Annotated in this window: 24 protein-coding genes, 6 tRNA genes and 1 other RNA gene; 10 read left to right on the forward strand and 21 right to left on the reverse strand. The window is 66.5% G+C overall.

The features are described from left to right. Genes ABE546_RS10400 through ABE546_RS10410 form a run of 3 tightly spaced genes read left to right on the forward strand, consistent with a single transcriptional unit; the run spans position 1 to position 3,423 of the window. On the forward strand, positions 1-957 hold the full coding sequence (locus ABE546_RS10400; RefSeq protein ID WP_346463607.1) for a DUF58 domain-containing protein: 957 nt from the start codon (positions 1-3) through the stop codon (positions 955-957). Then, a complete protein-coding gene (locus ABE546_RS10405) occupies positions 950-2,902 on the forward strand; it encodes a DUF3488 and transglutaminase-like domain-containing protein (RefSeq protein ID WP_346463609.1) in 1,953 nt (650 codons plus the stop codon). The genes ABE546_RS10400 and ABE546_RS10405 overlap by 8 nt, the downstream gene beginning before the upstream one ends. Next, positions 2,899-3,423, forward strand: coding sequence for a Slp family lipoprotein (locus ABE546_RS10410; protein WP_019185338.1), 525 nt, complete (start codon positions 2,899-2,901; stop codon positions 3,421-3,423). The genes ABE546_RS10405 and ABE546_RS10410 overlap by 4 nt, the downstream gene beginning before the upstream one ends. 56 nt (positions 3,424-3,479) lie before the next feature. Here the strand turns inward: ABE546_RS10410 and ABE546_RS10415 are convergent, their stop codons facing one another. The 4 genes from ABE546_RS10415 to dnaX all read right to left on the reverse strand — a co-directional run bounded on the left by ABE546_RS10415 (position 3,480) and on the right by dnaX (position 6,953). Next, a complete protein-coding gene (locus tag ABE546_RS10415) occupies positions 3,480-3,839 on the reverse strand; it encodes a histidine triad nucleotide-binding protein (RefSeq protein WP_346463611.1) in 360 nt (119 codons plus the stop codon). 81 nt (positions 3,840-3,920) lie between these two features. Then, entirely contained in the window at positions 3,921-4,520 is a 600-nt protein-coding gene (gene recR / locus ABE546_RS10420; RefSeq protein WP_259261179.1) for a recombination mediator RecR, read from the reverse strand. A gap of 99 nt (positions 4,521-4,619) precedes the next feature. Continuing rightward, a complete protein-coding gene (locus tag ABE546_RS10425; RefSeq protein ID WP_019185335.1) occupies positions 4,620-4,940 on the reverse strand; it encodes a YbaB/EbfC family nucleoid-associated protein in 321 nt (106 codons plus the stop codon). A 6-nt stretch (positions 4,941-4,946) separates the two neighbouring features. Then, positions 4,947-6,953, reverse strand: coding sequence for a DNA polymerase III subunit gamma/tau (gene dnaX / locus ABE546_RS10430; RefSeq protein WP_346463612.1), 2,007 nt, complete (start codon positions 6,951-6,953; stop codon positions 4,947-4,949). 136 nt (positions 6,954-7,089) lie between these two features. On the opposite strand from dnaX, the gene ABE546_RS10435 reads away from it, so the two are divergent. Together ABE546_RS10435 and ABE546_RS10440 are read left to right on the forward strand one after the other, a co-directional pair. After that, positions 7,090-7,182: transfer RNA gene (locus ABE546_RS10435), tRNA-Ser, on the forward strand. A gap of 330 nt (positions 7,183-7,512) precedes the next feature. Continuing rightward, entirely contained in the window at positions 7,513-7,965 is a 453-nt protein-coding gene (locus ABE546_RS10440) for a GNAT family N-acetyltransferase (protein ID WP_346463613.1), read from the forward strand. 90 nt (positions 7,966-8,055) lie between these two features. Here ABE546_RS10440 and ABE546_RS10445 read toward each other — a convergent pair whose 3' ends face one another. Next, positions 8,056-8,373: a multidrug efflux SMR transporter gene (locus ABE546_RS10445; RefSeq protein ID WP_123728503.1), complete on the reverse strand. Its 318-nt coding sequence runs from the start codon at positions 8,371-8,373 to the stop codon at positions 8,056-8,058. 278 nt (positions 8,374-8,651) lie between these two features. Between ABE546_RS10445 and ffs the strand changes: the two genes are divergently transcribed. Next, positions 8,652-8,748, forward strand: an RNA gene (gene ffs / locus ABE546_RS10450) — signal recognition particle sRNA small type. Between the two features lie 43 nt (positions 8,749-8,791). Here ffs and ABE546_RS10455 read toward each other — a convergent pair. From ABE546_RS10455 to ABE546_RS10465, 3 genes are read right to left on the reverse strand one after another with little or no spacing between them, the layout of a single operon-like run. Further along, positions 8,792-9,160 (reverse strand): nuclear transport factor 2 family protein, encoded by a 369-nt coding sequence (locus tag ABE546_RS10455; protein WP_346463614.1) that lies wholly within the window; start codon positions 9,158-9,160, stop codon positions 8,792-8,794. Positions 9,161-9,162: 2 nt separating this feature from the next. After that, positions 9,163-9,930 (reverse strand): MBL fold metallo-hydrolase, encoded by a 768-nt coding sequence (locus ABE546_RS10460; protein ID WP_346463616.1) that lies wholly within the window; start codon positions 9,928-9,930, stop codon positions 9,163-9,165. Continuing rightward, positions 9,930-10,679, reverse strand: coding sequence for a 3-deoxy-D-manno-octulosonic acid kinase (locus ABE546_RS10465; protein WP_313212245.1), 750 nt, complete (start codon positions 10,677-10,679; stop codon positions 9,930-9,932). Before ABE546_RS10465 ends, ABE546_RS10460 begins: the two co-directional genes overlap by 1 nt. Positions 10,680-10,700: 21 nt before the next feature. On the opposite strand from ABE546_RS10465, the gene ABE546_RS10470 reads away from it, so the two are divergent. Then, the gene (locus ABE546_RS10470) at positions 10,701-11,756 is read left to right on the forward strand and encodes a glycosyltransferase family 9 protein (RefSeq protein ID WP_346463618.1); all 1,056 of its coding nucleotides are present in this window, start codon (positions 10,701-10,703) and stop codon (positions 11,754-11,756) included. On the opposite strand, the gene ABE546_RS10475 is transcribed toward ABE546_RS10470, so the two are convergent. Both ABE546_RS10475 and ABE546_RS10480 read right to left on the reverse strand, forming a co-directional pair. After that, a complete protein-coding gene (locus tag ABE546_RS10475; RefSeq protein WP_019185792.1) occupies positions 11,735-12,142 on the reverse strand; it encodes a DUF6165 family protein in 408 nt (135 codons plus the stop codon). The two genes, ABE546_RS10470 and ABE546_RS10475, sit on opposite strands and share 22 nt — an antisense overlap. A 406-nt stretch (positions 12,143-12,548) precedes the next feature. After that, positions 12,549-12,639 (reverse strand) — tRNA-Ser (locus ABE546_RS10480). 166 nt (positions 12,640-12,805) lie between these two features. Here ABE546_RS10480 and ABE546_RS10485 point away from each other — a divergent pair. Next, on the forward strand, positions 12,806-13,510 hold the full coding sequence (locus ABE546_RS10485; protein WP_019185793.1) for a protein phosphatase 2C domain-containing protein: 705 nt from the start codon (positions 12,806-12,808) through the stop codon (positions 13,508-13,510). A 45-nt stretch (positions 13,511-13,555) separates the two neighbouring features. Here the strand turns inward: ABE546_RS10485 and dnaQ are convergent, their stop codons facing one another. From dnaQ to ABE546_RS10500, 3 genes are read right to left on the reverse strand one after another with little or no spacing between them, the layout of a single operon-like run. After that, positions 13,556-14,287 carry a DNA polymerase III subunit epsilon gene (gene dnaQ, locus ABE546_RS10490; RefSeq protein WP_313212247.1) on the reverse strand — a complete coding sequence of 244 codons (732 nt, stop codon included), beginning with the start codon at positions 14,285-14,287 and terminating at the stop codon, positions 13,556-13,558. A 4-nt stretch (positions 14,288-14,291) separates the two neighbouring features. Further along, on the reverse strand, positions 14,292-14,744 hold the full coding sequence (gene rnhA / locus ABE546_RS10495; protein WP_121042991.1) for a ribonuclease HI: 453 nt from the start codon (positions 14,742-14,744) through the stop codon (positions 14,292-14,294). A gap of 11 nt (positions 14,745-14,755) precedes the next feature. Continuing rightward, on the reverse strand, positions 14,756-15,400 hold the full coding sequence (locus ABE546_RS10500; protein WP_313212249.1) for a methyltransferase domain-containing protein: 645 nt from the start codon (positions 15,398-15,400) through the stop codon (positions 14,756-14,758). An 11-nt stretch (positions 15,401-15,411) separates the two neighbouring features. On the opposite strand from ABE546_RS10500, the gene gloB reads away from it, so the two are divergent. Then, the gene (gene gloB / locus ABE546_RS10505) at positions 15,412-16,179 is read left to right on the forward strand and encodes a hydroxyacylglutathione hydrolase (protein WP_346463620.1); all 768 of its coding nucleotides are present in this window, start codon (positions 15,412-15,414) and stop codon (positions 16,177-16,179) included. Next, a complete protein-coding gene (locus ABE546_RS10510) occupies positions 16,176-17,390 on the forward strand; it encodes a transglycosylase SLT domain-containing protein (protein WP_313212251.1) in 1,215 nt (404 codons plus the stop codon). The genes gloB and ABE546_RS10510 overlap by 4 nt, the downstream gene beginning before the upstream one ends. 112 nt (positions 17,391-17,502) lie before the next feature. Here the strand turns inward: ABE546_RS10510 and ABE546_RS10515 are convergent, their stop codons facing one another. The 8 genes from ABE546_RS10515 to clpX all read right to left on the reverse strand — a co-directional run bounded on the left by ABE546_RS10515 (position 17,503) and on the right by clpX (position 24,623). Then, on the reverse strand, positions 17,503-19,476 hold the full coding sequence (locus tag ABE546_RS10515; protein WP_313212252.1) for a peptidyl-prolyl cis-trans isomerase: 1,974 nt from the start codon (positions 19,474-19,476) through the stop codon (positions 17,503-17,505). Positions 19,477-19,688: 212 nt separating this feature from the next. Continuing rightward, positions 19,689-19,765: transfer RNA gene (locus ABE546_RS10520), tRNA-Asp, on the reverse strand. 90 nt (positions 19,766-19,855) lie between these two features. Then, positions 19,856-19,932, reverse strand: a tRNA-Asp gene (locus tag ABE546_RS10525). A gap of 113 nt (positions 19,933-20,045) precedes the next feature. Next, positions 20,046-20,122: transfer RNA gene (locus ABE546_RS10530), tRNA-Asp, on the reverse strand. 28 nt (positions 20,123-20,150) lie between these two features. After that, a tRNA-Val gene (locus tag ABE546_RS10535) sits at positions 20,151-20,225 on the reverse strand. Between the two features lie 11 nt (positions 20,226-20,236). Continuing rightward, complete coding sequence (locus ABE546_RS10540) at positions 20,237-20,509, reverse strand: HU family DNA-binding protein (protein ID WP_019185801.1); 273 nt, start codon at positions 20,507-20,509, stop codon at positions 20,237-20,239. Positions 20,510-20,716: 207 nt separating this feature from the next. Beyond that, positions 20,717-23,191, reverse strand: a complete 2,475-nt coding sequence (lon, locus tag ABE546_RS10545) for an endopeptidase La (RefSeq protein WP_346463622.1) — start codon at positions 23,189-23,191, stop codon at positions 20,717-20,719. 142 nt (positions 23,192-23,333) lie between these two features. Continuing rightward, positions 23,334-24,623, reverse strand: coding sequence for an ATP-dependent Clp protease ATP-binding subunit ClpX (clpX, locus tag ABE546_RS10550; RefSeq protein ID WP_019185803.1), 1,290 nt, complete (start codon positions 24,621-24,623; stop codon positions 23,334-23,336). Between the last annotated feature and the right edge of the window lie 64 nt (positions 24,624-24,687).

Here is a 24,687-nt window from a genome sequence, read left to right on the forward strand (position 1 = left end):
ATGCGCCGCGGCTGGGGAGCCCGCTGGCAGCAACTGCAACATCTGGCGCGACCGCGCCGCCCCGAGCACCTGCCGTGCCGGTTCGACCGGCGCCGCATCTATGTGCTGCCGACGCGGTTCGGGCTGTTCGTCGCCGCGCTGCTGTCGGCGATGCTGCTCGGCGCGCTGAACTACAACAACAATCCTGCGCTGCTGCTGGCCTTGTTGCTGGCGACCGTCAGCATCGCCAGTGCGATCAGCGCGCACCTGCAGCTGTCCGGATTGCAGGTGGATGCGGTCTCCGCCGAGCCGGTCACCGCGGGCGCGCCGTTGCGGCTGCGCATCAGTCTGTCGCGCGCCGATACCCGCGCCCGGCGCGGCCTGCAGGTGGAGCACGAGGGCGTGGCCGCGTTCGGGCACCTGATCGACAGCGACCAGATCGAAGTGGATCTCGCGCTGCCCACGCACCGGCGCGGCTGGTTCGACCTGGCCCGCATCCGCATCGCCACAACGCAACCGCTCGGCCTGGTGCGCGCGTGGTCGTGGGTCTGGCCGGAAACCCCGTTGCTGGTCTATGCGGCACCGGAAACGCACGCACCCTCCCTGCCGGAAAGCGGCGGCGACCCACTGCATACCCGCGTGCATGCCAGTGGCGAGGAGCTGCATCAGCTGCGCCCGTATCGCGCTGGCGATCCGATGCGCAGCATCGCGTGGAAACCCTCCGCGCGACGCGACACCCTGTTGGTGCGCGAGTACGAAAAGCCGGTCGGGCTGGAGATCGTGCTGGACTGGTGGCACCTGGCACCGCTGGGCACCGAAGCACGGATCGCACGCATGGCGCGCTGGATCGACCTGGCCGAACGCGAAGGCCGCCGCTACACGCTCAAGCTGCCGGGCCAACCGGTGCTCGGGCCTGGCAACGGCAGCGCCCATCACCACCTGTGCCAGCGCGCACTGGCGCTGTTGCCTCATGACTGACCGGCCCGTGTCCCTGCTCAGTTCCGGTGCGCGCTACTGGACGCTGGCCAGCGCGGCGCTGGGCCTGTTGCCGCTGCTGCTGCAGCTGCCCACCGTGCTGGCCGCCGTCATCGCCGGTGTCGCACTGCTGACCGCGCTGGCCTCGCGGCAGCGACTGTTGCCGGGCGCCCTGCGCCTGTTGCTGGTGCTCGCCATGCTGGCCGCCATTTACTGGCAGATGGGTCCACGGCCTGGCCGCGACACCGGCTGCGCGCTGCTGGCAGCAATGCTCGCGCTGAAATCCAGCGAGCTGCGCAGCCTGCGCGATGCCCGCAGCCTGGTCGGCTTCGGGCTGTTCGGCCCGTTCGCGGCGTTCCTGCTCGACCAAGGCCCGTTGACGATGACGCTGGCCGTGCTGGCCGGCCTGGTCGCACTGCTCGCCCTGCAACGCCTGGCACACCTGGAGGGACAGGCACCGCCAGCGCCCCTCAAACGCCAGTTGCGCGGCATCGGCCGGTTGGTGCTGCTCGGCCTGCCGCTGGCCCTGGCCGGTTTCTGGCTGTTCCCGCGGTTGAGCGAACCGCTCTGGGGCATCCCGGATCGCGCGGTGGGCAAACCCGGCCTGTCCGACACGATGGAGCCCGGGGAGTGGCTGGACCTGATGGCCGATGACACCCCGGCGCTTCGCGTGCAGTTCTTCGGCGCGATCCCCGCGCCACAGCAACGTTACTGGCGCGGGCCGGTACTGACCCATTTCGATGGCAAGCGCTGGGAGCAGGACCGGCGGCAGATCGAGCGTGCGCCGGCCGCCGTGACCCACGCCAGCACGCAGTGGGACTACCAGATCGATTACGAGCCGACCGATCGCCGCCAGTTGGTCGCGCTGGATCTTCCGCTGCAGGCACCGCCCGGCAGCGACCTGGATGCCAACCACAGCCTGCGCAGCCACGCGGCGTTGAACGCACTGACCCGTTGGCGGCTGACCTCCGCACCGGCGGTGGCCTATACCGAAGCGCTGACGCCTGACGCGCGGCGCCTTGCGCTGCAGTTGCCCGACGGCTTGAATCCGCGCACGGCAGCGCTGGCCCGGCAGTGGCGACAGGACGCCGGCAGCAACGATGCCGCGATCGTGCAGCGCGCGCTGGACTGGGTGCGCGCGCGTTTCGTCTACACCCTGGACACGCCCGAGCCCGGTCGCGATGGCGCGGACGAATTCCTGTTCGATCAGCAGGCCGGCTTCTGCCAGCACTTCAGCTCCTCGTTCGTCGTATTGATGCGCAATGCAGGCATCCCGGCGCGGGTGGTGACCGGCTTCGCGGGCGGCATCCGCAACCCATATGGCGACTACTGGGTGCTGCGCCGGATGGACGCACATGCCTGGGCCGAAGTGTGGCTGCCGGGCCGCGGCTGGGTGCGGGTCGATCCGACCGCCGCCGTTGCGCCGGAGCGCGTTTACGACACGCTTGAGGACCGGCTGGGGGCCGGCGCTGCCGGCGCCACGCTGGACAGCCGATGGCTGCAGATCGGGCAGATGGGCGACTGGCTGCGCCGGGGCTGGAACGACCTGGTCCTGTCCTTCGATGCCAACCGTCAGCAGCAGCTTCTTAAACCGTTTGGTTTCGAGCGGCTGGATCCGAGCCAGCTGGTGGGAATTTTCATCGTCTTCGCACTGGCCGCGCTAGGCTGGATGGCATGGCTGCTGGCCCGGGGCGAACGCGAGCGCGACCCGCTGTTGCGGGCTTGGCATCGGCTGGGACGCCGGTACGCACGCTATGGGCTGTCCCGCGCCAGCGCCGAACCCGCTGACGAGTGGGCGCGTCGGGTGGACCGGCAGCGACCCGATCCTGCGCTGCTGTCGCTCAGCGCGCGTTTCGTCCAGGCGCGCTACGCTGGCGCTGACGTCGACCTCACTTCATTATTGCGCGACCTGCGCAGGCATCGCCCGACCTCCGGAGCATCCCCATGAAGATTCAAATCCTGCTTCCCCTTGCTGCCTCTCTGGCACTGGCTGCCTGCGCCACCGCGCCCAAGCCGTTGCAGGGGCAGTTCAGTATGGTCAGCCCGCGCGACGCGGTTCCCACCCAGCAGGTGGGCACCCCGGTACGTTGGGGTGGTCGCATCATCGAAACCAATCCGGGCCAGGGCCAGACCTGCTTCCAGATGATTTCGCGCCCGCTCAACGGCAGTGGCCGCCCGAGCACCACCTCGGCCGACGCCAGTGACGGCCGCTTCATCGCCTGCCGTGCCGGCTTCTACGATCCGGCGGTGTTCGAGCCGGGCCGCGATGTGACCTTCATCGGCAAGATCGGCGGCTACGAGAACACCCGGATCGGCGAATACGACTATCGCCTGCCGAAGCTGGACGCCGACGTCATCTACCTGTGGCCGGAACAGCGCCAGGTGGATGTGGTGCCCGCCTACCCCTACGGCCCGTGGGGCCCGGGCTGGGGTCCGGGCTGGGGCTACCGTGGCTGGGGCTGGTGGTAACACGCTGACGCAGAAACGCCGCCCTCGGGCGGCGTTTTTGTCTGCGCCTGGCCGGCTCAGCCGTTCGGCGTACCGAAGTGACCCAACTGCGCGCCGGCCAGCAGGTGCAGGTGGATATGGAACACGGTCTGCCCGGCATGCTCGCGGCAGTTCATGACGATGCGGTAGCCGTCCTGCGCGAAACCTTCGCGGCGCGCGTAGTCCGCGGCGGCCATCGCCAGCTTGCCGATCAGGTGTGCCTGCTCCGGGCGCACGTCATCCAGGGTCGGGATCGCCTCGTGCTTGGGAATGAACAACACGTGCACCGGCGCCTGCGGGGCGATGTCCTTGAAGCCGAGCACGTCCTCGTCTTCGTAGACGATGGTGGCCGGAATTTCGCGGCGGATGATCTTGCCGAACAGGGTGTCGTGGCTCATGAGGGCACCTCGTGGAACAGGGCCCTGGAGAGTAGCGCGGATGCGCCCCCGGTTTCGATCATTGCCGCGCGGTGCGCCGCGTCATTCCTGCACTTCAGTACGCGTGCCGAACGCGTGCGACAGCGTGCCGCGATCCACGTATTCCAGTTCGCCCCCCAGCGGGAGACCCTGCGCGAGGCGGCTGGGCCGCACCTTGTAGCTGCGCGCCATCTGCGCCAGGTAATGCGCGGTCGCTTCGCCTTCCACGGTGGCACTGGTGGCGATGATCAACTCGTTGACCTCGCCTTGCTTCAGGCGCGCCTCCAGCTGATCCAGGCCCAGCTCGCGCGGACCGATGCCATCCAGCGGCGACAACCGCCCCTGCAGCACGAAGTACACTCCACGGAACCCGGTGGCCGTTTCGATCGCCAGGCGATCGGCCGGTGATTCCACCGCGCACAGCTGCTGGCGCTCGCGGCTGCCGTTGGCGCAGACCGCACAGATCTCGGTCTCGCTGAAATCCCGGCACTGTTCGCAATGCCCGATCCGCTCGATCGCCTTGGCCAGCACCTCGGCAAGCTTCTGGCCGCCCTCGCGCTCGCGCTCCAGCACGTGGTACGCCATGCGCTGGGCGGTCTTCTGGCCCACGCCCGGCAACACGCGGAAGGCCTCGATCAATTGTTCGAGCAGGGGCAGGCTCATGGCGGATCGCTCATCTCAGAAACAAGCGCGCGAAGCCCGAAGGCTTCGCGGCGCGGTCACCACGGTCGCGCCAGGCAGACACCCGGCGCAGGCGGTGGGTCAGAACGGCAGCTTCATGCCCGGGGGCAGCTGCATGCCGGCGGTCGCCGAACCCATGCGGTTCTTCGACTCGGCGTCGATCTTGTTGGAGGCATCGTTGAACGCGGCGGCCACCAGATCTTCGGTCATTTCCGCATCGGACAGCACCGACGGATCGATGCGCACCTTGCGGCATTCCTTGGTGCCGGTCAGGGTCACGCTGACCATGCCGCCGCCGGCGCTGCCGGTCACTTCCAGCTTGGCGAGGTCTTCCTGGGCCTTCTGCAGGTTCTCCTGCATCTTCTGGGCCTGCTGCATCAGTTGGGCGATATTGCCGCGCATGGGTCTTTACTCTTCAAAAGGACGAATGGAATCGGCGACGACCCTGGCACCGTGTTGCTGGACCAGCAACTGCACCGAAGGATCGGCCATGAAAGCGGCTTCCGCCGCCGTTTGGCGTTCGCCACGCTGACGGTCAGCGCGCTGATGCAGGGTCTCGGCACCGGCTGCACCGGTATCGATCACCAGGCGCGGGGCCTGCCCCAGGGGGCCGGTCAACGCCGCGATCAGCGCCGCCTGCGAGCGGTCCGAACTCAAGTACTCAAATCCGGGCGAAATCGCCAGTTTCAAGACGCCGTGCTGGTAGCTGATGAACGCCGAGTGCGCGGCCAGCTGTTTGGACGGGCCATTGAGCTGGCTCCCAGCCACCAGTTCCAGCCAGGCATCGGCGGTCAGGTCGCCCTGTGGCTCCGAGGGCGCGGTATCCGGCGCCGAGGGGGCGATGGCGATGCCCTCCGGGCGGGCCACCGGGGCGGGAGCTTCCCGTGCAGGCGCGGGAGCAGCCGGTGCCACGGTCCGCTCGGCCGACGCTTCCCACGGGGCGACCATGGCCGCATCCGGGGTGGCCATTTCAGCAGCCAGCGCTTCGTCGCGATCGGCGGCATCGCTTTCACGGTGCCACGGCGGCAGATCGTCGTCGGCAGCGGGCGCCGCGACGCTTGGTTTGGACGGTTTGACCGGCTCGGCGGCTGCCGGGGCCGGGACAGGTTGTTTCGGCGCCGGCGGTGCGGGCTCAGGCGCCGCGGAGACGGGAGCAACCACGGGCGTCACCGGGGCCGGCTGAGCGACGGGGGCGCTCGCCTTGGCCGGCGCCACGACCGATGCAGAAGCCGCGCTCGCTGCCGCAGCGGCCATGCCGGTGCCCTGGCCGCTGGCCTGGCCACCACTGTTCACGTCGGTGCCGGTGCCCGGATCGCGGGGCACGGGCGGTACGGCGGCAGCGGGACGGAACGCCAGCATGCGCAGCACGGCCATCTCGAACCCGGCGCGCGGGCTCGGGGCCAGGTGCAGGTCACGACGGCCGCCCAGGGCCATCTGATACCAGAGCTGGACCACTTCCGGGCGCAGCCGCTGGGCGAAGGCCTCGGCATCGATCCCCTCGCCTGCCGTCGCGGCGCCCGGCACCAGCTGCTGCACCTGGATCCGGTGCAGGGCTTCGGCCAGGGCATCGAGCACCCCGCTCCAGTCCGGCGAGAACTCGGCCAGCAGGGCCACGGTCTGCAGCAGGCGCGGGCCATCACCATCGGCGAGCGCATCCAGCATCGCGGCGACCTGGGTGCGGTCGACCGTGCCCAGCATCGCGCGCACCACGTCCTCGCGCAGCGCGCCGCCGGCATAGGCGATCGCCTGATCCAGCAGCGACAGGCCGTCACGCAGGCTGCCATCGGCCGCCTTGGCCAACTGCACGATGGCGGTCGGGTCGGACTCGATCTCCTCGGCCGCCAGGATCTTGGTCATCTGGCCCTGGATCTGGTCCTCGTCCAACCGCTTCAGGTTGAACTGCAGGCAGCGCGAAAGCACCGTCACCGGCAGCTTCTGCGGATCGGTGGTGGCCAGCAGGAACTTCACATGCTCCGGCGGCTCTTCCAGCGTTTTGAGCAGCGCATTGAACGCCGCCTTGGACAGCATGTGCACTTCGTCGATCAGGTAGACCTTGTACTTGCCCCGGGAGGGCATGTACTGGGCGTTCTCGATCACCTCGCGGACATCATCCACACCGGTATTGGACGCAGCATCGATCTCGAGCAGATCGATGTAGCGGCCGGAGTCGATATCCAGGCAGGCCGGACACTGGCCGCACGGATCGGCGCTGGTGCCCTGCTCGCAGTTCAGCGACTTGGCAAAAATACGGGCAATGGTGGTCTTGCCGACCCCGCGGGTGCCGGTAAACAGGAACGCATGGTGCACCCGGCCGCTGTCCAGCGCATTGCTGAGCGCACGGACCACGTGTTCCTGGCCCACCAGCTCGGCAAAACGCTTCGGACGCCACTTGCGGGCAAGGACGAGATAGGACATCAGGCCACCGTCTTCATCGGGACGACCATTGTGCCACGCCTGTCCAGCCCCCCTGCCCCCTGTGACGAACCGCTTGTGCGATTCCGATTCCCCCGCTAGAATCTGCGCCCCTGCAGCGGGTTATTGCAGCAGGTCCGGAGAGGTGTCCGAGCGGTTGAAGGAGCACGCCTGGAAAGTGTGTAAGCGTCTAAACCGCGCTTCGGGGGTTCGAATCCCCCTCTCTCCGCCAGACAAATGCAAAAGGCCGCCCCTCGGGGCGGCCTTTTGCATTTCTCACGTTCGTCATTCATCCGGCTCCGATAGCAGCGCGCGAAACCATGGAGAGGGGGATGAGAACCCCCGACCGGGGGTTCGACGGATTCGCCAGGAGCGAATCCGGACAGCCGAACGGCTGGCCCTGGAGCGCGCAAGCGCGGAAGGGCTGGGTGCATGGATGCAGCCAGCAATCCCGATGAAGCGGCCACCCTGCATCCGAAGCCTCTGCGTCGCCACCGCTAACGGTAGAGCCGACCGCTGGTCGGCTGCTCTTTGCGCAGCCAACCCATGCCAAAGTCCCCCCATGCCCACCCTGCGCCCCTACACCCCAACCGACGCCCCCGCCTGCCTGGCACTGTTCGACACCAACGTGCCGCGTTACTTCGCCCCACACGAACGCCACGACTTCGCCACTTACCTGCTCCACCCACACCGCGCCCACGACTATCTGGTCATCGACCACAACGGCCACCTTGTCGCCTGCGGCGGCCTCGCCCTCGACAACGAACACACCGCGGCCTTCTGCTGGGGCATGGTCGACCGCACCCGTCATCGCCAAGGCCTGGGCGCGCAGCTCTCCCACGCGCGGCTGGCCCACGCAAGAACACTCGGCGCCCAGCGAATCACGCTCAGCACCAGCCAGCACACGCAGGCGTTCTACGCCGGCCTCGGCTTCGTCGTCACCCACATCACCCCCGATGGGCATGGCCCCGGGCTGGATGCGGTGGAGATGGCACTCGAACTGGCGCCACGTTGAGCGGCGCCAGTGATTGGAGTGCGTCAGGGTTACGTCAGCCACGCATGGCGTGGCTCTACCCCCGAGCGCGCAGCGTGCATTTTGAACGCCTCAGCTGCTGCTCAACTTCATCAACACCAACCCGCTCACGATCAACACCGCCGCGGCAATCCGCATCGCGCTGACCTGCTCGCCGAGGAAGGTAATACCGATCACGAACGCACCGACCGCGCCGATGCCGGTCCAGATCGTGTACGCGGTGCCCAGCGGCAACGTGCGCATTGCCAATGACAGCAGCCAGAAGCTGGCGATCATGGTGACGAGGGTGATGATCGAGGGGGTGAGCTTGCTGAACCCCTCGGACTGCTTCATCGAGAACGCCCAGACGATTTCCAGTACACCCGCTGCCAACAGATAGATCCAGGCCATGCGGCCCTCCTTGATGGGGGCCAGGCCGTCCTGGTCAGTGATTCCCGAAATGGGGGAGGCCGTTCCTCCTGTGCCGCGCATTTTAGCAACCCGCCCGCACATTGGCCGCTCCGTGTCACGGCGGGCTACACGGGATTCAGCCTCCGCGTCTGGCACTGCGTGCCACGCATGCGCTAGAATGCGCGACTGCACTGCCGGGCCTGTTCCTGCGGTGCAGCTTCCGCCTGCGGTTGGCTGATCCTTGATCGCCCAGCAGCCGGAACGTCTCTATGGTGGCCCCGTCGGCCCCTCGCGACGCTAGGTCGAAAATCCCGCCAGGGCCGGAAGGCAGCAACGGTATCGATCGACGCGGGCGCCGAGGTCAGCCGGCGGGGCCGCCACCTTTTTGGGCCCCTGTTTTCCTTCGCGATGCTGCCGCTCAAGGCGCCGCGGGCGTGCCCTGATGAAACACCACCCGCCATGCCTCGCCGTGCAGCCGCCACAGCGAGCTGCGCAGCACCTCACGTTGGCGCACCCCTTCGATCACATACCAGCTGCGGTAGCGCACCTGCGCCAGCGTCGGGGCCAGCAGAGCGACGTCATAATCGCAGGACACGATCTCCACCTGCGCGCGCTCACGCGGAAGCTCGGCCAACACAGCAGCACGGTCGAAACAGGTGCCCGAGCTGCCGATCTCGCGAAAGTCATCATCCAACAGCGCCGCCAACTGCGCGACATCACCGCGAACCGCCGGCGCATGCAACGCGCGTTCGAGCGCCTGCAGATGGGCGGCCAGCGCGTCGTCCATGCTCAGGGCGGATCCTGGGCCAGCACATGCATGGCGGTCGGGGTGGCCAGCGCCACACGCTCACCGGGCAGGGCCACACGGTGGCCACGCTGGCGCAGCGCCTCGCCGTCCGTCTCGCTGGCGTAGTGATAGAGCATCATCCGCGCCTGCAGCTCGGGCGTGTACTCACGCTCCAGGTCGTCCACTCCGGTGTGCGAGGGATTGCCGTGCAGGCCGCAGTCGTGGGCGATCAGTTCGTTGTCGTCGGCGTAGCGCGCCAGCATTTCCGGAATCGGGCGGGTATCACCACTCCAGGTGACCGCACCCTTCAGGCGCAGGCCATAGGCGGTTTCCGGCCAGTGATGACGCACCGGGAAGACCTCCAGACGCACGCCGTCATGCCAGAACGCCTCGCCGACCACGATCAGCTGGAACGCATCCCAGAAGTTCGCACCGCCCTCGGCCAGCACGTTCGGGTAATCGGCCACGCGCTTGTGCAGCAGCGGCACGACCGTCGCCGGCACGTAGAGGCGGATGCGGCCGCGACGCTGCGGCGAGAAATACGCATCCACGAACAGGCGTTCGAAACCGGCGACATGGTCCAGGTGCACATGAGTAACGAACAGTGCCTGCGGCACATGCCCGTAGTGCGCCTGGAAGGCGGTCAGCCCTTCCCCGCCGCAATCGATGGTGAGCCACGGGCGGCCATCGCGCTCGATCACCGCCATCGGCGAACCCAGCTGCACGGCCGACGCATTGCCGACCCCCATGAAACGCAATGCCCAGTCCATCAGTAACCCCGGTTCCAGGCCAGGTCGTAGGCGCGGCGCAGCCGTGCGTAGTCCTTCTCGACATCCTCATGGCTGCGCTCACCGCGCAGCTTGATCAGCGAGCGCAGCAGCCGCTTGAGATTGCGTTCGCGCCAGCGGGTAGCGGGAATGCGCAGCACGCCGCGATCGAAATCGATCAGCCACCCGTGGCCGTTGGCGTCGAACAGAATGTTGTGGGCATTGAGATCGGCATGGTCCAGCCCGGCGCGATGGAAGCGCGCGATCAGCCGGCCGGTCTCTTCCCAGGGAGCGCCGCGCCCGGCGACCAGCGCCCGATCGGCCAGCGAGCGCACGCCCTCCAGCCGCTCCATCAGGATCGCCGCTTTGTAGCGCAGGCCTTCGCGCATGTAGAACGCGGCGATCGGCCGCGGCACCGGCAGCTTCTGCGCGTGCAGGGCGCGCATCAGCCGGAATTCGGCAAAACTTCGGGTGCGGTTGGCGCCGCGCCAGAGGTAGTGGTCCCGGCTGAGCTTGGCCGCCAGGCCGCCGCGCAGGTACTGGCGCAGCACGGCATGACCGAAGGGCGCATCGACGAACCAGGCGCCGCCGCGGCCGCCATCGGCGACCGGTCGTGCCCGCTCGCCCCAGTGGGCCGGCGCGAACAGGCTCATCTCGGCTTGCCGCAAGGCTTCGCGGTCGAACAGAATGGCACCGATACCGCGTCCATCGCGGCAGGGCGTCAGCGCTTCAGTGGCGTCGAATGCGACCATTCCTTCGAGTCTAACAACACCATGGCACCAACGTCCTCTTCCTTGTGTCTTTTGCGTTTGTCCGCGCTGGGGGACGTGACCCATGTGGTGCCGCTGGTGCGCACCCTGCAGCAGGCCGATCCCGGCGTGTCGCTGCACTGGATCATCGACAAGGCCGGCCACAAGCTGCTCGATGGGCTACCGGGCGTGACCTTCCACAGCTACGACAAGAAGACCGGCCTGGCCGGCATGCGCGCCCTGCGCGAGAGCCTCCCTGCGGGGCGTTTCGATGCGCTGCTGCAGATGCAGGTCGCCTTCCGCGCCAACGTGCTCTCGGCCTTCGTGCCAGCCAAGCGCCGCATCGGCTACGACAGATCGCGCTCCAAGGACCTTCACGGGCTGTTTATCAATGAACGCATCCCCGACCGCCCGGGCATCCACGTGCTCGACGCGATCGGCAGCTTCTGCGAGCCGCTCGGCCTGAAACAGACCGAGGTCAGCTGGGATCTGGCCGTGCCGCCGGCGGCGTTCGAGTGGGCCAATGCCCAGTGGGCCGACGACGGCCGCCCGGTGCTGATGATTTCGCCCTGCTCCAGCCACGTACGCCGCAACTGGTATGCCGACCGCTATGCGGCCGTGGCCAACCACGCCACCGCGCGCGGCTGGCGGGTGGTGCTGTGCGGTGGGCGTACCGATCTGGAGCGCGGCATGGCCGATGCCATCCAGGCGCAGCTGACCACCCCGGCGCTGGATCTGGTCGGCAAGGACACGCTGAAGCAGCTGCCGGCGCTGCTGGCGCGCGCCGCGCTGGTGATGACGCCCGATTCGGGCCCGATGCATATCGCCAACGCGATGGGCACCAAGGTGCTGGGCCTGCACGCGGCCAGCAACCCGCACCGCAGCGGCCCCTACTCCGACCGGCGCTACTGCGTGGACCGCTACGACGACGCCGCGCGCAGATTCCTGGGCAAGCCGGCCAGCGAACTGAAGTGGGGCGCGAAGGTCGAGTTCGACGACGTGATGCAGCTGATCACGGTCGAGGACGGCATTGCCGCATTCGAGCGCTATGTGGCCGATTACGCCCCGCGCGGCGCGTAATCCTTGTACGACTTCTCTTCCACGTAGAGCGAGCCCAGCGCCAGGTTGATGTCCTTCTTGATGCGGGCACGCTCATCGTTCTGCTGGTAGACGCTGCGGGCCAGTTCGACGAAGTGGTCGTCGAAGGCCTGGGCTTTGTCCTGCAGGCGGATGTTGTCTTCGATGTCCCACAGGCGCTCGTTGACGGCCTTGAGCTCGGCACGCAGGCGGGCGATGTCCTTGACCCCGGCCGGGTGCGCCATCCAGGTCTTTTCCAGCGCGCTCAGCTCGGTGCGGATGTTGGCCAGCTTGGCCTCGTCGCTGATGCGCTCGGATTTGATCTGCAGGATCGAGATCTTGTCGAGCAGTTCACCGAAGGACACGGGGACGAGGATTTCAGCGGTCATGGTGGGGATCCGTTACGTGAGGCGGGCAGTTTAGCGGAGCGCATGTTGGAGGGGTGTGGCCTGAGGGTGTGGCCCCTCGGGTAGAGCCACGCCGTGCGTGGCTGCGCGGTGATCGGGTAGAGCCACGCCATGCGTGGCTGCGCGATGGTCGGCGGGAGGCAGCCACGCATGGCGTGGCTCTACCGCGATGACGTCGCGTGGCCTGCGGGGTGGCCGCTTCATTGCCGGGATTGCTGGGCCCATCCATGGGCCCAGCCCTTCCGCGCTGCGCGCTCCAGGGCCAGACGTTCGTCTGTCCGGATCTGCTCCTGCAGATCCGTCGAGCCCCCGTCGGGGGTTCTCGTCCGCCCATCAGGCCAGATAAAAAGAAAAGGGCCGCCCAATGGGCAGCCCTTTTCTTTTTATCTGGCGGAGAGGGGGGGATTCGAACCCCCGAGGCGCTATAAACGCCTGCCTGATTTCGAGTCAGGTACATTCAACCGCTCTGCCACCTCTCCAGATGGTCCCGGCGAACCGGGACGCGAATGATACGGGCAGGACGCGCTGGCGACAAGTCATTCCGCACCGGCGAAGTGAATTTCTTCTGTATGGATGCCTTGCCGGATGTCCGGCGGGCCGCGATCATGCCGTTATCCCTCGCAATCCTCACCGGCACGCGCCTTCATGATCGAATTCGGACACCTGACCCACCCCGGCCTGCGCCGCGACCTCAATGAGGATACGTATTACGGGGATGGCGAACTGGCGCTGTGGCTGGTCGCCGATGGCATGGGCGGGCACGCCTGCGGTGAGGTGGCCAGTGCGCTGGCGCGCGAGACCATCGTGCGCGAGATCCGCCGCGGGGCGACGCTGGCGCATGCGATCCGGATCGCCGATGAGGAAATCATCCGCACCTCGCGCCGCCGCAACGACAGCCTGCCGATGGGCACCACCGTGGTGGCGGCCCGTGTGCAGGGCAATCGGTATGAGGTGGCGTGGGTCGGCGACAGCCGCGCGTACCTGTGGCGCGACGGCAAGCTGGCCCAGTTGAGCCAGGATCACAGCGTGGTCCAGGAACTGGTCGCGCAGGGCAATCTGACCGCCGAGCAGGCGCGTGCACATCCGCATCGCAATGTGGTGACCCAGGCGCTGGGGGTGACCGATCCGGCGCACCTGAATGTGGCGACCACCACCGGTGAGCTGCGCCCGGGCATGCAGTTGCTGCTGTGCAGCGACGGGCTGACCGAAGAGGTCGAGGACAAGGGCATCGCCCGTACCCTCGCCTTCGATGATGCCAGTGCGCAGGAATGCGTGGATACGCTGGTCGCCGCCGCGCTGGATGGCGGCGGTTCGGACAACATCACCGTGATCCTGGTGCGGTGTCATTGAGGCAGGCATCCCGACCAACGGTCGGGATCTACCGGGGGCGGGCCGTCAGGCGCTGACCGCTTCCACCGCTTCAGGTTCACCATCCCAGATCGCGCGGCCGGCCTTCTTGCGCAGCTTGGCCAGGCGCGCTTCGTGCGCTTCCCGCTCCGAGGCCGTGGCGACCACGCGCGGGCGCGGCAGCAGGCGCGAGGTGTCGAAGGTCTGCGCGTGGGCGCTGCCGGTTTTCTGGTCATCGGCCGAGCCGAAGCCGATTTCTTCCTGGCCCGAGGTCAGCGCGATGTACACATCGCCCAGGATCTGCGCATCGAGCAGGCCGCCGTGCAGCTGGCGGTGGGCATTGTCCACGCCCAGGCGACGGCACAGCGCATCCAGCGAATTGCGCTGGCCCGGGAAGCGCTCGCGCGCCATCTTCAGCGTATCGATCACCGTGCAGCGGTCGGTGATCTTGCCGTAGTGGTCGCCCAGCAGCGACAGCTCGTTGTCCAGGAAGCCCAGATCGAACGCCGCGTTGTGGATGATCAGCTCGGCGCCATCGATGTAGGCCAGGAAGTCGTCGACGACCTGGGCGAAGTCCGGCTTGTCGGCCAGGAACTCCAGGGTCAGGCCCGTGACTTCCTGCGCGCCCTGTTCGAACTCGCAGTCCGGCTTGAGGTACTGGTGGTAGTTGTTGCCACTGGGGCGGCGCTCGAGCAGTTCCACACAGCCGATTTCGACGATGCGATTGCCCTTCCGCCATTCCAGGCCGGTAGTTTCGGTATCAAGGATGATCTGACGCATGGGCTCAGTGTACCGGGCCGGCGGCGCGGATCCGGATCGCGGCGTCGCGCGCCAGCTGATCCACGCGCTCGTTGTCCGGGTCGCCGGAATGGCCCTTCACCCAGCGCCAGTCGATGGTGTGCTTCAGCGTGGCCGCATGCAGGCGCTCCCACAGTTCCCGGTTCTTGACCGGCGAGCCGCCGGCGGTCTTCCAGTTCTTGCGGATCCAACCGGGCATCCACTCGGTCAGGCCCTGGCGCACGTACTGCGAATCGGTGAACAGCACGATGTTGCACGGCTCGGTGAGGGCTTCCAGCCCCGAGATGGCCGCCATCAGCTCCATGCGGTTGTTGGTGGTATGCGCTTCACCACCGCTCAGTTCGCGCTCGTGCGCGTTGTAGCGCAGCAATGCCGCCCAGCCGCCAGGGCCGGGATTGCCGAGGCAGGAACCGTCGGTGTGGATTTCTATCGTCTTCATTCCATTCCAGATCAGGTGGCCACGGTGCCGTGCCAGCGTGGCGCAGCCACCGGCGTCGGTCCCGGCAAGGCCAGAGTGCGTTTTTCAGCGGTGAACAGACAGGCGGCCCGCAGCGGGGCCAGATCGCGCCGCGCCGGCGAGCGGTCGCGCCACATCGGGCCGAGGTACTGCAGGTCTTCGCAGCTCAGGCCAGCCTGCGCGAGGGTGTGGCGCAGCCGCTGTGGGCTGCGCACGACCAGCCCGTGATGGCGCCACTGCCGGCGGTACGGGCTGAACGGGTTGAGGGTGGAAAGCCACAGGCGGCCGCCCGGCATCAGTACACGGGCGCAGTCGGCGATCAACGCCTCGGCGTCCCGCGCGGTGACATGCTGCAGGACGATCGCATTGACGCTCTCATCCGGCAGCGGCAACGGCAGCCCGCAGTGCACATCCCCGGCGTAAGCCGCGCCGTCCCGGTACAGGCGCAGGCCGCGGCCGGGCAGATCCACGCACCCGAGCCAGCCAGGCGTCGGCGCCACCCACAACCAGGGGTTCACCGGGCGCTCGGCCAGCAGGCTGCGCAACCGCTCCGATTCCAACCGGCACAACGCTTGTGCCGGTTCAGTATCAAACCAGGATGCGACTGTCGCTTGACGGGGGCTCGGTGCGGGGGGCATGGTCCAATTCTATGCGACTGACCGCCCTACCCGCGTTTGCGGACAATTACATCTGGGCACTGGTCGCCGACGACGGCCGCGCCGTGGTCATCGACCCCGGCCAGGCCGACCCCGTCCTGGCCGCCGCAGCGCAGCAGGGATGGGTCCTGCACAGCATTCTGCTGACCCACCACCACAACGACCACATCGGCGGCGTGGCCGAGCTGCAGGCCCGGTTTCCCGCGGTGGAGGTCTACGCACCGGCGGAACCGCGCATCGCGGTCCCTGCCCACCGGGTGGCTGAAGGTGAATGCGTTCAGGCATTGGGGCTGGGGTTCCACGTAGTATCCGTGCCCGGGCACACCCGGAGCCATATCGCGTTTCACACCGCTGAACACCTTTTCAGTGGCGATGCGTTGTTCAGCCTGGGCTGTGGGCGCATGTTCGAAGGTACGCCTCCCCAGCTTCTGGCATCCCTGCGGAAGCTGGCGTCCCTGCCAGCGCAACTGATGGTCTGTTGCGCCCACGAGTACACCCTGTCCAATGCCGTCTTCGCGCGGCATGTAGACCCCACCAACGCTGCGTTGTCGCAGCGCCATGAGGAGGCCTTGGCCATGCGCCGCGATGACCTGCCCACGCTGCCGGTTTCACTGGCAAGCGAGCTGGAATGCAATCCGTTCCTGCGTACGAACACCCCCGCCATCCAGGCGGCCGTCAGCGCCCATCTTGGGCGTCCCGTAACCGATGAAGTCGATGTTGTCGCAGGGCTGCGACACTGGAAAGACGGATTTCGAACATGAGTCGGCGATTGTTGCCGCTCGCGCTTGGCCTGGCGATCGCCGTGGCCGGCAGCGCGGGCGCCCAGTCGTTGACCGCCGGCATGTCCCAGAACGTGGCCGGCCTGTCCTCCCTCCCCCTGACCGCTGCGGCGCTGCCGCCGGCCTCGGTGCGCAACGGGCAGGACATCTTCGCCAGCTTCCGCGATGGTCTGGCCGAACCCACCTGCAACGCCGAGGCGACCAGCCCGCGTTGGCAGAAGCAGTTCGCGCATGCCCCCTCGCGGTTGGCCAACCAGGATGACGATGCGCTGGTGCTGTTCGGCTACGTGGTCGAAGAGCTGCGCAAGTCCGACCTGCCCACCGAATTCGCGCTGATTCCCTTCGTGGAAAGTGGCTACCGGCCCAACGCCCGCAACGGCGGCGGCCCGGCCGGCCTGTGGCAGTTCATCGCCACCACCGCCAAGAACCACCGCGTGCAGATGACCCCGGGCTACGACGGTCGCCTCTCGGCCGTGGATTCCACCCAGGCCGCGGTGCGTTACCTCAAGACCCTGCACGGCATGTTCGGCGGCGACTGGCGCTTGGCGACGATGGCCTACAACGCCGGTGAGTACCGGGTGCTGCAGTCGCTGCGCAAGGCCGGCATGAACGCGCAGAACGCGCGGCCGGCCGAGTTGCCGGGGCTGTCGCCGGTCACCTATGCCTATGTCGAGAAGCTGCATGCGCTGGCCTGCGTCCTGGAAGACGCGGAAACCGAGCCGGCGGTGATGGCCTCACTGGATCGCACCGTGCCCGTGCTGAAGGGCCACACCCTGCCGGCCGGCACCAGCGTCCAGCAGTGGGCCCAGCAGCGCGATCTGGATCCGGCGCGGATCGCCCGCCTCAACCCGGCCCTGGCCAGCGGCAAAGGCCGCCCGTCCGGCCAGGTGACGGTGCTGGCTCCGACTGCGCATGCACCGGTGGACGCCAGCGCCAGCGTGGCCGCCATTGCGCTGGCCCCCAGCGCACCGGTGGACACCCCGGCGGCGCGCACGACGCCTGCGCCGGCAGCCACCCGCACGGTAGCCAGCGCGGATCGCCCGCGCAGCCGCCGGCACACCGTGCGCGACGGCGAGTCGCCCTGGACCATCGCCCGCCGGTACGGGATGCCGCTGAAGGCCCTGCTGTCGCTCAATGGGCTCAGCGGGAGCAGTGTGCTGAAGCCCGGTGCGGTGCTGCGCGTCGAAGACTGAGTGCGCGGATCCCATTGCGGGTAACGACACTGCCCGGTTCTGCCGGGCAGTGTCGTTCAACAAAAAGCCCGGCATTGCCGGGCTTTTTGCTGTCCAGCAGAAGCCGACCCGGTTACAGGTTGGCTTCTTCGGTCTGCACCTTGAAGTGCTTGCGCATGGCGTCGACGTAGGCCTTGGCGGCGGCCATGCCGTCGATCTGGCTCAGCTGCTCCTTGAGCTGCTGCTGCTGGGCGGCATCCACTTCGGCCACGTTGCCCGGGGTGACCTTGGTCACCGCGTAGATCACGTAGCGGCCCTGCACGGCAACCTTGCCGTAGCTCGGCTTGCCTTCGGCCGGCAGCGGTGCGCTGAACACGGCGCGGTTGATCTCCGGGGTCGGCACCGGCTGGGTACGCGGCAGGCCCGGCAGCGGGCTGATCTGCAGCTTGTCGCTGGTCGCCAGCGCCTGCAGGGTCTGCCCGGCCTTCAGCTTGGCCAGCACGGCGTCCACGGCCTTCTCCGAGGCCTGTCGGGTGCGGTCGGCATGGATCGCGGCGATCACCTGCTCACGGGCCTTGGCCAGCGGCAGCGCCTGCTCCGGGCTGTGCTCGGTCACGCGGATCATCACGTTGTGGTTCGGGCCCAGCTCGATCGGGTCGCTCACCGTGCCGTCCTGGGTCAGGATGTCGGAGAACGCCGCGCGCAGCACGGCCGGGTTGGCGGCGATGCCACTGGCGGTGGTGCGGGTGAACGGACCGATGGTCTGCACCGGCAGGCTCATGTCCTTGGCCGGGCCTTCCAGCGAGGTCGGGTTCTTGTAGACCAGATCCACCAGACGGCCGCTCAGCTCGGTGAACACACGGTCGGTGTCGGCCTTGAGCTGCTCGGCGGCCAGCTGGTCACGGACCTCGTCGAACGAACGGCCTTCGCCCCCCTTGGTCTCACGCAGCTTGAGCACGTGGAAACCGAAATCGGTCTTGACCGGACCGGTGACCTCGCCCGCCTTCATGGCGAACAGGGCATCTTCGAACGGCTTCACCATCGCGCCGCGTTCCACCCAGCCCAGGTCGCCGCCGGTGTCCTTGGAGCCCGGATCTTCGGAGTTGGCCTTGGCCAGTGCGGCGAAATCGGCGCCCGGTGCCTTCGCTTCCGCGGCCAGGCGCGTGGCCTTTTCTTCGGCGGCCTTGAGCTTGGCCGGATCGCTGCCGTCGGCGCTGATCAGGATGTGCGAGGCCAGACGCTGTTCCGGCGTCGCGAAGCGTGCCTTCTCATCTTCATAGCGCTTGCGCAGGGTGGCCTCGTCAGCTGCCGCCGGGGCCGGCAGGTTCGCGCCGTTGATCTCGACGTACTCCAGCGACACCGTCTCCGGCTGGCGGAAATCCTTGGTGTGGCTGTCGTACCACTGCTTGATCTGCGCGTCGGTCACTTCGGCGGTATCGGCCGGGGTTTCCGGCAGCGCGGCCAGTTCGACATCACGGGTTTCACCCAACAGCTTCATCAGGCGCTCGGCTTCGCTCTGGGTGGTGAACCCGGAACGCTGCAGGGCCGACGGAATGATCGACTGCTGGATGCTCTCGCGCACCAGCGCTTCGAACTGCGTCGGGGTGCGCGGCGGATTGCCGCTGGCCAGCGCGATGCGGTAGTTGTCCTGGTTGAACTTGCCATCGGCGCCGAGGAAGGCCGGGATCGAGGAAATGTACTCGCGTACCGCTCCATCACCGATCACGATGCCGGACTGTTCGCCGGCCAGGCGCACGACCTGCTCATCGATCATCTGATCGAGCACGGCCAGCTTGCTTTCGGTGCTTTCGAACTGGCGCGGATCGAAATCCTCGCCCTGTTCCTGGCGTGCCTGCTGGCGCGCCTGCTCGAAGCGCACGCGGAAATCATTGGAGCTGATCTCATGGTGCTGCCACAGGAACGAAACCGGCCACCACGACGGGGCGGACTTCCACCAGGTCGGCGGGGCGGCCACTTTGGCCACGTTCTGCGAGCCGACGCCACCGAGGTAGCTGGAGTCGATCACGAACAGGAACGGAATCATCAGCAGCCCCAGGATCACGGTAACGATCCAGCCCGAGGTCTTGTCGCGAAGTTTCTGCAGCATGGGAAAAATCAAGGCCTGATTGGCGAGCCCGGCAGTGTAACCCGCTTCGCGGCAGGCTCCAAAAGTGCCCGCGCCCGCCCCTGCGCGCGGATCCTCCCGCTGCCGCACCTGCCGATCGTGACGGACCAACGGCGTGTGCCGCACTGTCGATCGATCTGCTGGATGGAAAACAAAAAAAAGCCCTTGGTTTTCACCAAGGGCTTTTCAAAGATTGGCGGAGCGGACGGGACTTGAACCCGCGACCTCCGGCGTGACAGGCCAGCATTCTAACCAGCTGAACTACCGCTCCGCACTTGAACTTTGCAGGCGCTCATTCTATCCGAAGATATTCAGATTGCCCACCCCGAAATACTGCTTTTTTCGAGGTTTTTTTAAAAACTGGCGGAGCGGACGGGACTTGAACCCGCGACCTCCGGCGTGACAGGCCAGCATTCTAACCAGCTGAACTACCGCTCCGCACTTTAACTTTTTCAGCCGACCAACGGTCTGCTTTCCCAGCTGACCAACGGTCAGCTCTACCATCGGCGGAGAAAACAAGGCCCCCGATTGCTCAGGGGCCTTCTTGAAACTGGCGGAGCGGACGGGACTTGAACCCGCGACCTCCGGCGTGACAGGCCAGCATTCTAACCAGCTGAACTACCGCTCCACATTTCAAAACTTTTACTGGCAGTGCCTGGTGGGTGCTGAGGGTTTCGAACCCCCGACCCTCTCCGTGTAAAGGAGACGCTCTACCGCTGAGCTAAGCACCCCAGCAAGCCGCTTAGTTTACGGCATCCTTCAGGGCTTTGCCAGCCTTGAACGACGGATTCTTCGACGCAGCGATCTTGATGGTGTCGCCGGTCTTCGGGTTGCGGCCGGTACGGGCAGCGCGGTCGCGGACCTGGAACGTGCCGAAGCCCACCAGCGTCACCGCGTCACCGCCCTTCAGGGCCTTGGTGACGGAAGCGATGACGGCATCAACGGCGCGGCTGGACTCGGCCTTGGTCAGGTCGGCGGCTTCAGCAACGGCGTCGATCAATTCGGTCTTGTTCATTCTCTACAGCTCCTTTGGCGGGGATTCCGCGGATTCAACATTGAGACACCCGACGACGATACGCCGTCGAATGCCAGTGAAGTTCTCAGTTCGCCGAATTCAGAATTGCGCTGACTCGCGAGTGGTGCTTTTATACCAGTGCCCCCCTACCCGCGCAAGCTGAAAAGCCAATAACGACGCGGGTTTCGGGCATTTCCACAGCACGCGTCAGTGCTTGACGCGGGTCGTGGAAGCTGTCTTGGACTTGCCGCGTACCGTGACACGCTGCCCATCTTTCTTGGGCTTCGGTGCCGTCAGCGGCGTCTCCAGCGCCAGGTCGAGCACTTCCTCGATCCACTTCACCGGCACGATCTTCAGATCGCGGGTGACATTGGCGGGGATATCGGCCAGATCCTTGCGGTTCTCCTCGGGGATGATGACCGTGGTGATGCCGCCACGCAGCGCCGCCAGCAGCTTCTCCTTGAGGCCGCCGATGGCCGTGACGCGGCCTCGCAGGGTGATCTCACCGGTCATCGCCACTTCGGCCCGGATCGGCACCTTGGTCAGCGTGGACACCAGCGAGGTCACCATGGCGATACCCGCGCTGGGGCCATCCTTCGGGGTGGCGCCATCGGGCACATGGACGTGCACGTCGTGCTTCTGCAGGAACTCGTTGTCGATGCCCAGCCGCTCGGCGCGCGAACGCACCACCGACAGCGCCGCCGAGGCCGATTCCTTCATCACGTTGCCCAGCTGGCCGGTCAGGATCAGCTGGCCCTTGCCCGGCACCAGGGTGGATTCGATCTGCAGCAGATCGCCGCCCACTTCGGTCCAGGCCAGGCCGGTGACCAGGCCCACTTCGTTCTGCTCTTCGGCACGGCCGAAATCGACGCGACGCACGCCCAGGTACTTGTCCAGGTTCTTGCCGTTGACCACCACCAGCGCCTTCTTCTTCGCGCTGGTCTTCTTGCCGGCCTTGGCCGGCTTGGCAGGCTTTGCCGGTGCCACCGGACCGGCGAGCGCGATCTCCTTGACCACCTTGCGGCAGATCTTGGCGACTTCGCGCTCGAGGTTGCGCACGCCGGATTCGCGCGTGTAATAGCGCACGATGTCCTGGATCGCGTCGGCCTCGATCTCCAGCTCTTCCGGCTTCAGGCCGTTGGCCTTGATCTGCTTGGGCACCAGGTAGCGCATGGCGATGTTGAGCTTCTCATCCTCGGTGTAGCCGGGGATGCGGATCACTTCCATGCGGTCCAGCAGCGGGCCGGGGATGTTGAGCGAGTTGGAGGTCGCCACGAACATCACTTCGGACAGGTCCAGATCCACTTCCAGGTAGTGATCGTTGAACGCGTTGTTCTGCTCCGGATCGAGCACTTCCAGCAGCGCCGAGGACGGATCGCCACGGAAGTCCATCGACATCTTGTCGATCTCATCGAGCACGAACAGCGGGTTCTTGCTGCCCACCTTGTTGAGGTTCTGCACGATGCGGCCCGGCATGGAGCCGACGTAGGTGCGGCGATGGCCACGGATCTCGGCCTCGTCGCGCACGCCGCCCAGGCTCATGCGCACGAACTTGCGGTTGGTCGCCTTGGCGATGGACTGGCCCAGCGAGGTCTTGCCCACACCGGGCGGGCCGACCAGGCACAGGATCGGGCCCTTCATCTGCTTCACGCGCGACTGCACGGCCAGGTATTCCAGGATGCGGTCCTTGACCTTGTCCAGGCCGAAGTGATCGGCATCCAGCGTGTCCTGCGCGGCCTTGAGGTCCTTGCGGACCTTGCTGCGCTTCTTCCACGGCACGCCCAGCAGCCAATCCAGGTAGTTGCGCACCACGGCGGCTTCGGCCGACATCGGCGACATCTGCTTGAGCTTGTTGAGCTCGGCCTTGGCCTTGGTCTCCACCGGCTTGGGCATGCCCGCCTCGGCGATCTTGCGGGCCAGCTCGTCCATCTCGCCGGGCGCGTCATCCAGGTCACCCAGTTCTTTCTGGATGGCCTTCATCTGCTCGTTGAGGTAGTACTCGCGCTGGCTCTTTTCCATCTGCGACTTCACGCGGCCGCGGATGCGCTTTTCCATCTGCTGTACGTCGATCTCGCCATCGACCAGGCCGACCAACATTTCCAGGCGGTCGCCGATCTGCAGCGTTTCCAGCAGGCGCTGCTTGTCGGCCAGGCGCACGCTGATATGCGCGGCGATGGTGTCGGCCAGGCGCGCGGGCTCATCGATGCCGGCCAGGGTCTGCAGCAGCTCCGGCGGCAGCTTGCGGTTGGTCTTGACGTACTGCTCGAACAGCGACATCAGCGAGCGGGCGATCGCCTCGATCTCGCGCGGCTCGCGCGATTCGTCCGATTCGATTTCCATGCCCACGCCGTGTAGCGAGCCATCGCGCTCGGTCACGTCGGTGACGTTGACCCGCGACAGGCCTTCGACCAGCACCTTGATGGTGCCATCGGGCAGCTTCAGCAGCTGCAGGACCTGGGCGAGCGTGCCGACCTGGTACAGATCGGCGGCGGACGGATCATCCGTCTCGGCGGACTTCTGCGCGAGCAGCAGGATGCGCTTGTCCGCTTCCATCGCCTGCTCCAGCGCATGCATGGACTTGTCACGGCCGACGAACAGCGGAATGACCATGTGCGGGAACACCACCACGTCACGCAGCGGCAGTACCGGCAGGTCGAGAGTCTCAGTTGGGGAACGGGCCATGTGGGCTCCAGTGGAACAGTGGGGATGGCCTCCGGGCGCCTCGCCCGGATACAAAAAAAGCCGATGGCCTCGTTATGGGGCCATCGGCTTCTAGATGCAAGCTGTTCTGAAAAAATTCTTTCAATTCAATTACTTGAACTGATTATTCAGCACCAGCCGCCTTCTGTTCAGGCGCCGGTGGCGTCTGGTAGATCAGGTACGGTTCGGACTTGTGTTCGATCACCGATTCGTCCACTACCACCTTGCTGACGTTCTCTGCCGAGGGCAGGTCATACATGGTGTCCAGCAGGACCGATTCGACGATGGTACGCAGGCCACGGGCACCGGTCTTGCGCTTGAGCGCCTTGCGGGCGATCGCGGCCAGGGCGTCGGGCCGGAACTCCAGCTCGACGTGTTCCATCTCGAACAGCTTCTTGAACTGCTTGGTGATGGCGTTCTTCGGCTCGGTGAGGATGCGCACCAGGGCAGCCTCGTCCAGCTCTTCCAGGGTTGCCACGACCGGCAGGCGGCCGACGAACTCCGGAATCAGGCCGAACTTGATCAGATCTTCCGGCTCGACTTCCGCCAGGATCTTGCCCACTTCCTGCTTGCGCTCGGAACTCTTCACCTTGGCACCGAACCCGATGCCGCCCGAATCGTTCGAACGCTGCTGGATCACCTTGTCCAGGCCGGCAAACGCGCCGCCACAGATGAACAGGATGTTCTTGGTGTCCACCTGCAGGAATTCCTGCTGCGGGTGCTTGCGACCGCCCTGCGGCGGCACGCTGGCCACGGTGCCTTCGATCAGCTTCAGCAGGGCCTGCTGGACGCCTTCGCCGGACACATCGCGGGTGATCGACGGGTTCTCGCTCTTGCGCGAGATCTTGTCGATTTCATCGATGTAGACGATGCCCTGCTGTGCCTTCTCGACGTCGTAGTCGCACTTCTGCAGCAGCTTCTGGATGATGTTCTCCACGTCCTCGCCCACGTAACCGGCTTCGGTCAGCGTGGTGGCGTCGGCCATGGTGAACGGCACATTGAGCAGGCGGGCCAGGGTTTCGGCCAGCAGCGTCTTGCCCGAACCGGTCGGACCGACCAGCAGGATGTTCGACTTCGCCAGTTCGACTTCGTCGTTCTTCTGCCGGCTCTCGATGCGCTTGTAGTGGTTGTATACGGCCACGGCCAGGGTCCGCTTGGCGCGGTTCTGCCCGATCACGTACTGGTCCAGGACCTCGAGGATCTCGCGCGGCTTGGGCAGCGAACTGCGGGCCGACTGCGCCTTCTCCTCCAGCTCCTCACGGATGATGTCGTTGCACAGCTCGACGCATTCATCGCAGATGAACACGCTCGGACCCGCAATCAGCTTGCGCACCTCATGCTGGCTCTTTCCACAGAAAGAGCAGTAGAGGATCTTGCCGGTGTCCGTGGAACGACCTTGGCGGTCTTCGCTCATGCTTCGCTTACCCAGTTACCCCACCCGACTGAACGGGGGTTCGATTCGAGAATAGCACAGGGTC

Origin of the sequence: Stenotrophomonas sp. TWI377, assembly GCF_039674525.1 — a bacterium.
Lineage (GTDB): Bacteria > Pseudomonadota > Gammaproteobacteria > Xanthomonadales > Xanthomonadaceae > Stenotrophomonas.

Coding starts and splice junctions, on each gene's coding strand:
- ABE546_RS10410 (WP_019185338.1), top strand. CDS start 2,899: ATGAAGATTCAAATCCTGCTTCCCCTTGCTGCCTCTCTGGCACTGGCT.
- ABE546_RS10460 (WP_346463616.1), bottom strand. CDS start 9,930: ATGGACTGGGCATTGCGTTTCATGGGGGTCGGCAATGCGTCGGCCGTG.
- rnhA (WP_121042991.1), bottom strand. CDS start 14,744: ATGAAGACGATAGAAATCCACACCGACGGTTCCTGCCTCGGCAATCCC.
- ABE546_RS10470 (WP_346463618.1), top strand. CDS start 10,701: ATGGCACCAACGTCCTCTTCCTTGTGTCTTTTGCGTTTGTCCGCGCTG.
- ABE546_RS10465 (WP_313212245.1), bottom strand. CDS start 10,679: ATGGTCGCATTCGACGCCACTGAAGCGCTGACGCCCTGCCGCGATGGA.
- ABE546_RS10405 (WP_346463609.1), top strand. CDS start 950: ATGACTGACCGGCCCGTGTCCCTGCTCAGTTCCGGTGCGCGCTACTGG.
- dnaX (WP_346463612.1), bottom strand. CDS start 6,953: ATGTCCTATCTCGTCCTTGCCCGCAAGTGGCGTCCGAAGCGTTTTGCC.
- ABE546_RS10475 (WP_019185792.1), bottom strand. CDS start 12,142: ATGACCGCTGAAATCCTCGTCCCCGTGTCCTTCGGTGAACTGCTCGAC.
- ABE546_RS10445 (WP_123728503.1), bottom strand. CDS start 8,373: ATGGCCTGGATCTATCTGTTGGCAGCGGGTGTACTGGAAATCGTCTGG.
- lon (WP_346463622.1), bottom strand. CDS start 23,191: ATGGCCCGTTCCCCAACTGAGACTCTCGACCTGCCGGTACTGCCGCTG.
- gloB (WP_346463620.1), top strand. CDS start 15,412: ATGCGACTGACCGCCCTACCCGCGTTTGCGGACAATTACATCTGGGCA.
- ABE546_RS10515 (WP_313212252.1), bottom strand. CDS start 19,476: ATGCTGCAGAAACTTCGCGACAAGACCTCGGGCTGGATCGTTACCGTG.
- ABE546_RS10455 (WP_346463614.1), bottom strand. CDS start 9,160: ATGGACGACGCGCTGGCCGCCCATCTGCAGGCGCTCGAACGCGCGTTG.
- ABE546_RS10500 (WP_313212249.1), bottom strand. CDS start 15,400: ATGCCCCCCGCACCGAGCCCCCGTCAAGCGACAGTCGCATCCTGGTTT.
- ABE546_RS10440 (WP_346463613.1), top strand. CDS start 7,513: ATGCCCACCCTGCGCCCCTACACCCCAACCGACGCCCCCGCCTGCCTG.
- ABE546_RS10425 (WP_019185335.1), bottom strand. CDS start 4,940: ATGCGCGGCAATATCGCCCAACTGATGCAGCAGGCCCAGAAGATGCAG.
- ABE546_RS10485 (WP_019185793.1), top strand. CDS start 12,806: ATGATCGAATTCGGACACCTGACCCACCCCGGCCTGCGCCGCGACCTC.
- recR (WP_259261179.1), bottom strand. CDS start 4,520: ATGAGCCTGCCCCTGCTCGAACAATTGATCGAGGCCTTCCGCGTGTTG.
- clpX (WP_019185803.1), bottom strand. CDS start 24,623: ATGAGCGAAGACCGCCAAGGTCGTTCCACGGACACCGGCAAGATCCTC.
- ABE546_RS10400 (WP_346463607.1), top strand. CDS start 1: ATGCGCCGCGGCTGGGGAGCCCGCTGGCAGCAACTGCAACATCTGGCG.
- ABE546_RS10510 (WP_313212251.1), top strand. CDS start 16,176: ATGAGTCGGCGATTGTTGCCGCTCGCGCTTGGCCTGGCGATCGCCGTG.
- ABE546_RS10540 (WP_019185801.1), bottom strand. CDS start 20,509: ATGAACAAGACCGAATTGATCGACGCCGTTGCTGAAGCCGCCGACCTG.
- ABE546_RS10415 (WP_346463611.1), bottom strand. CDS start 3,839: ATGAGCCACGACACCCTGTTCGGCAAGATCATCCGCCGCGAAATTCCG.
- dnaQ (WP_313212247.1), bottom strand. CDS start 14,287: ATGCGTCAGATCATCCTTGATACCGAAACTACCGGCCTGGAATGGCGG.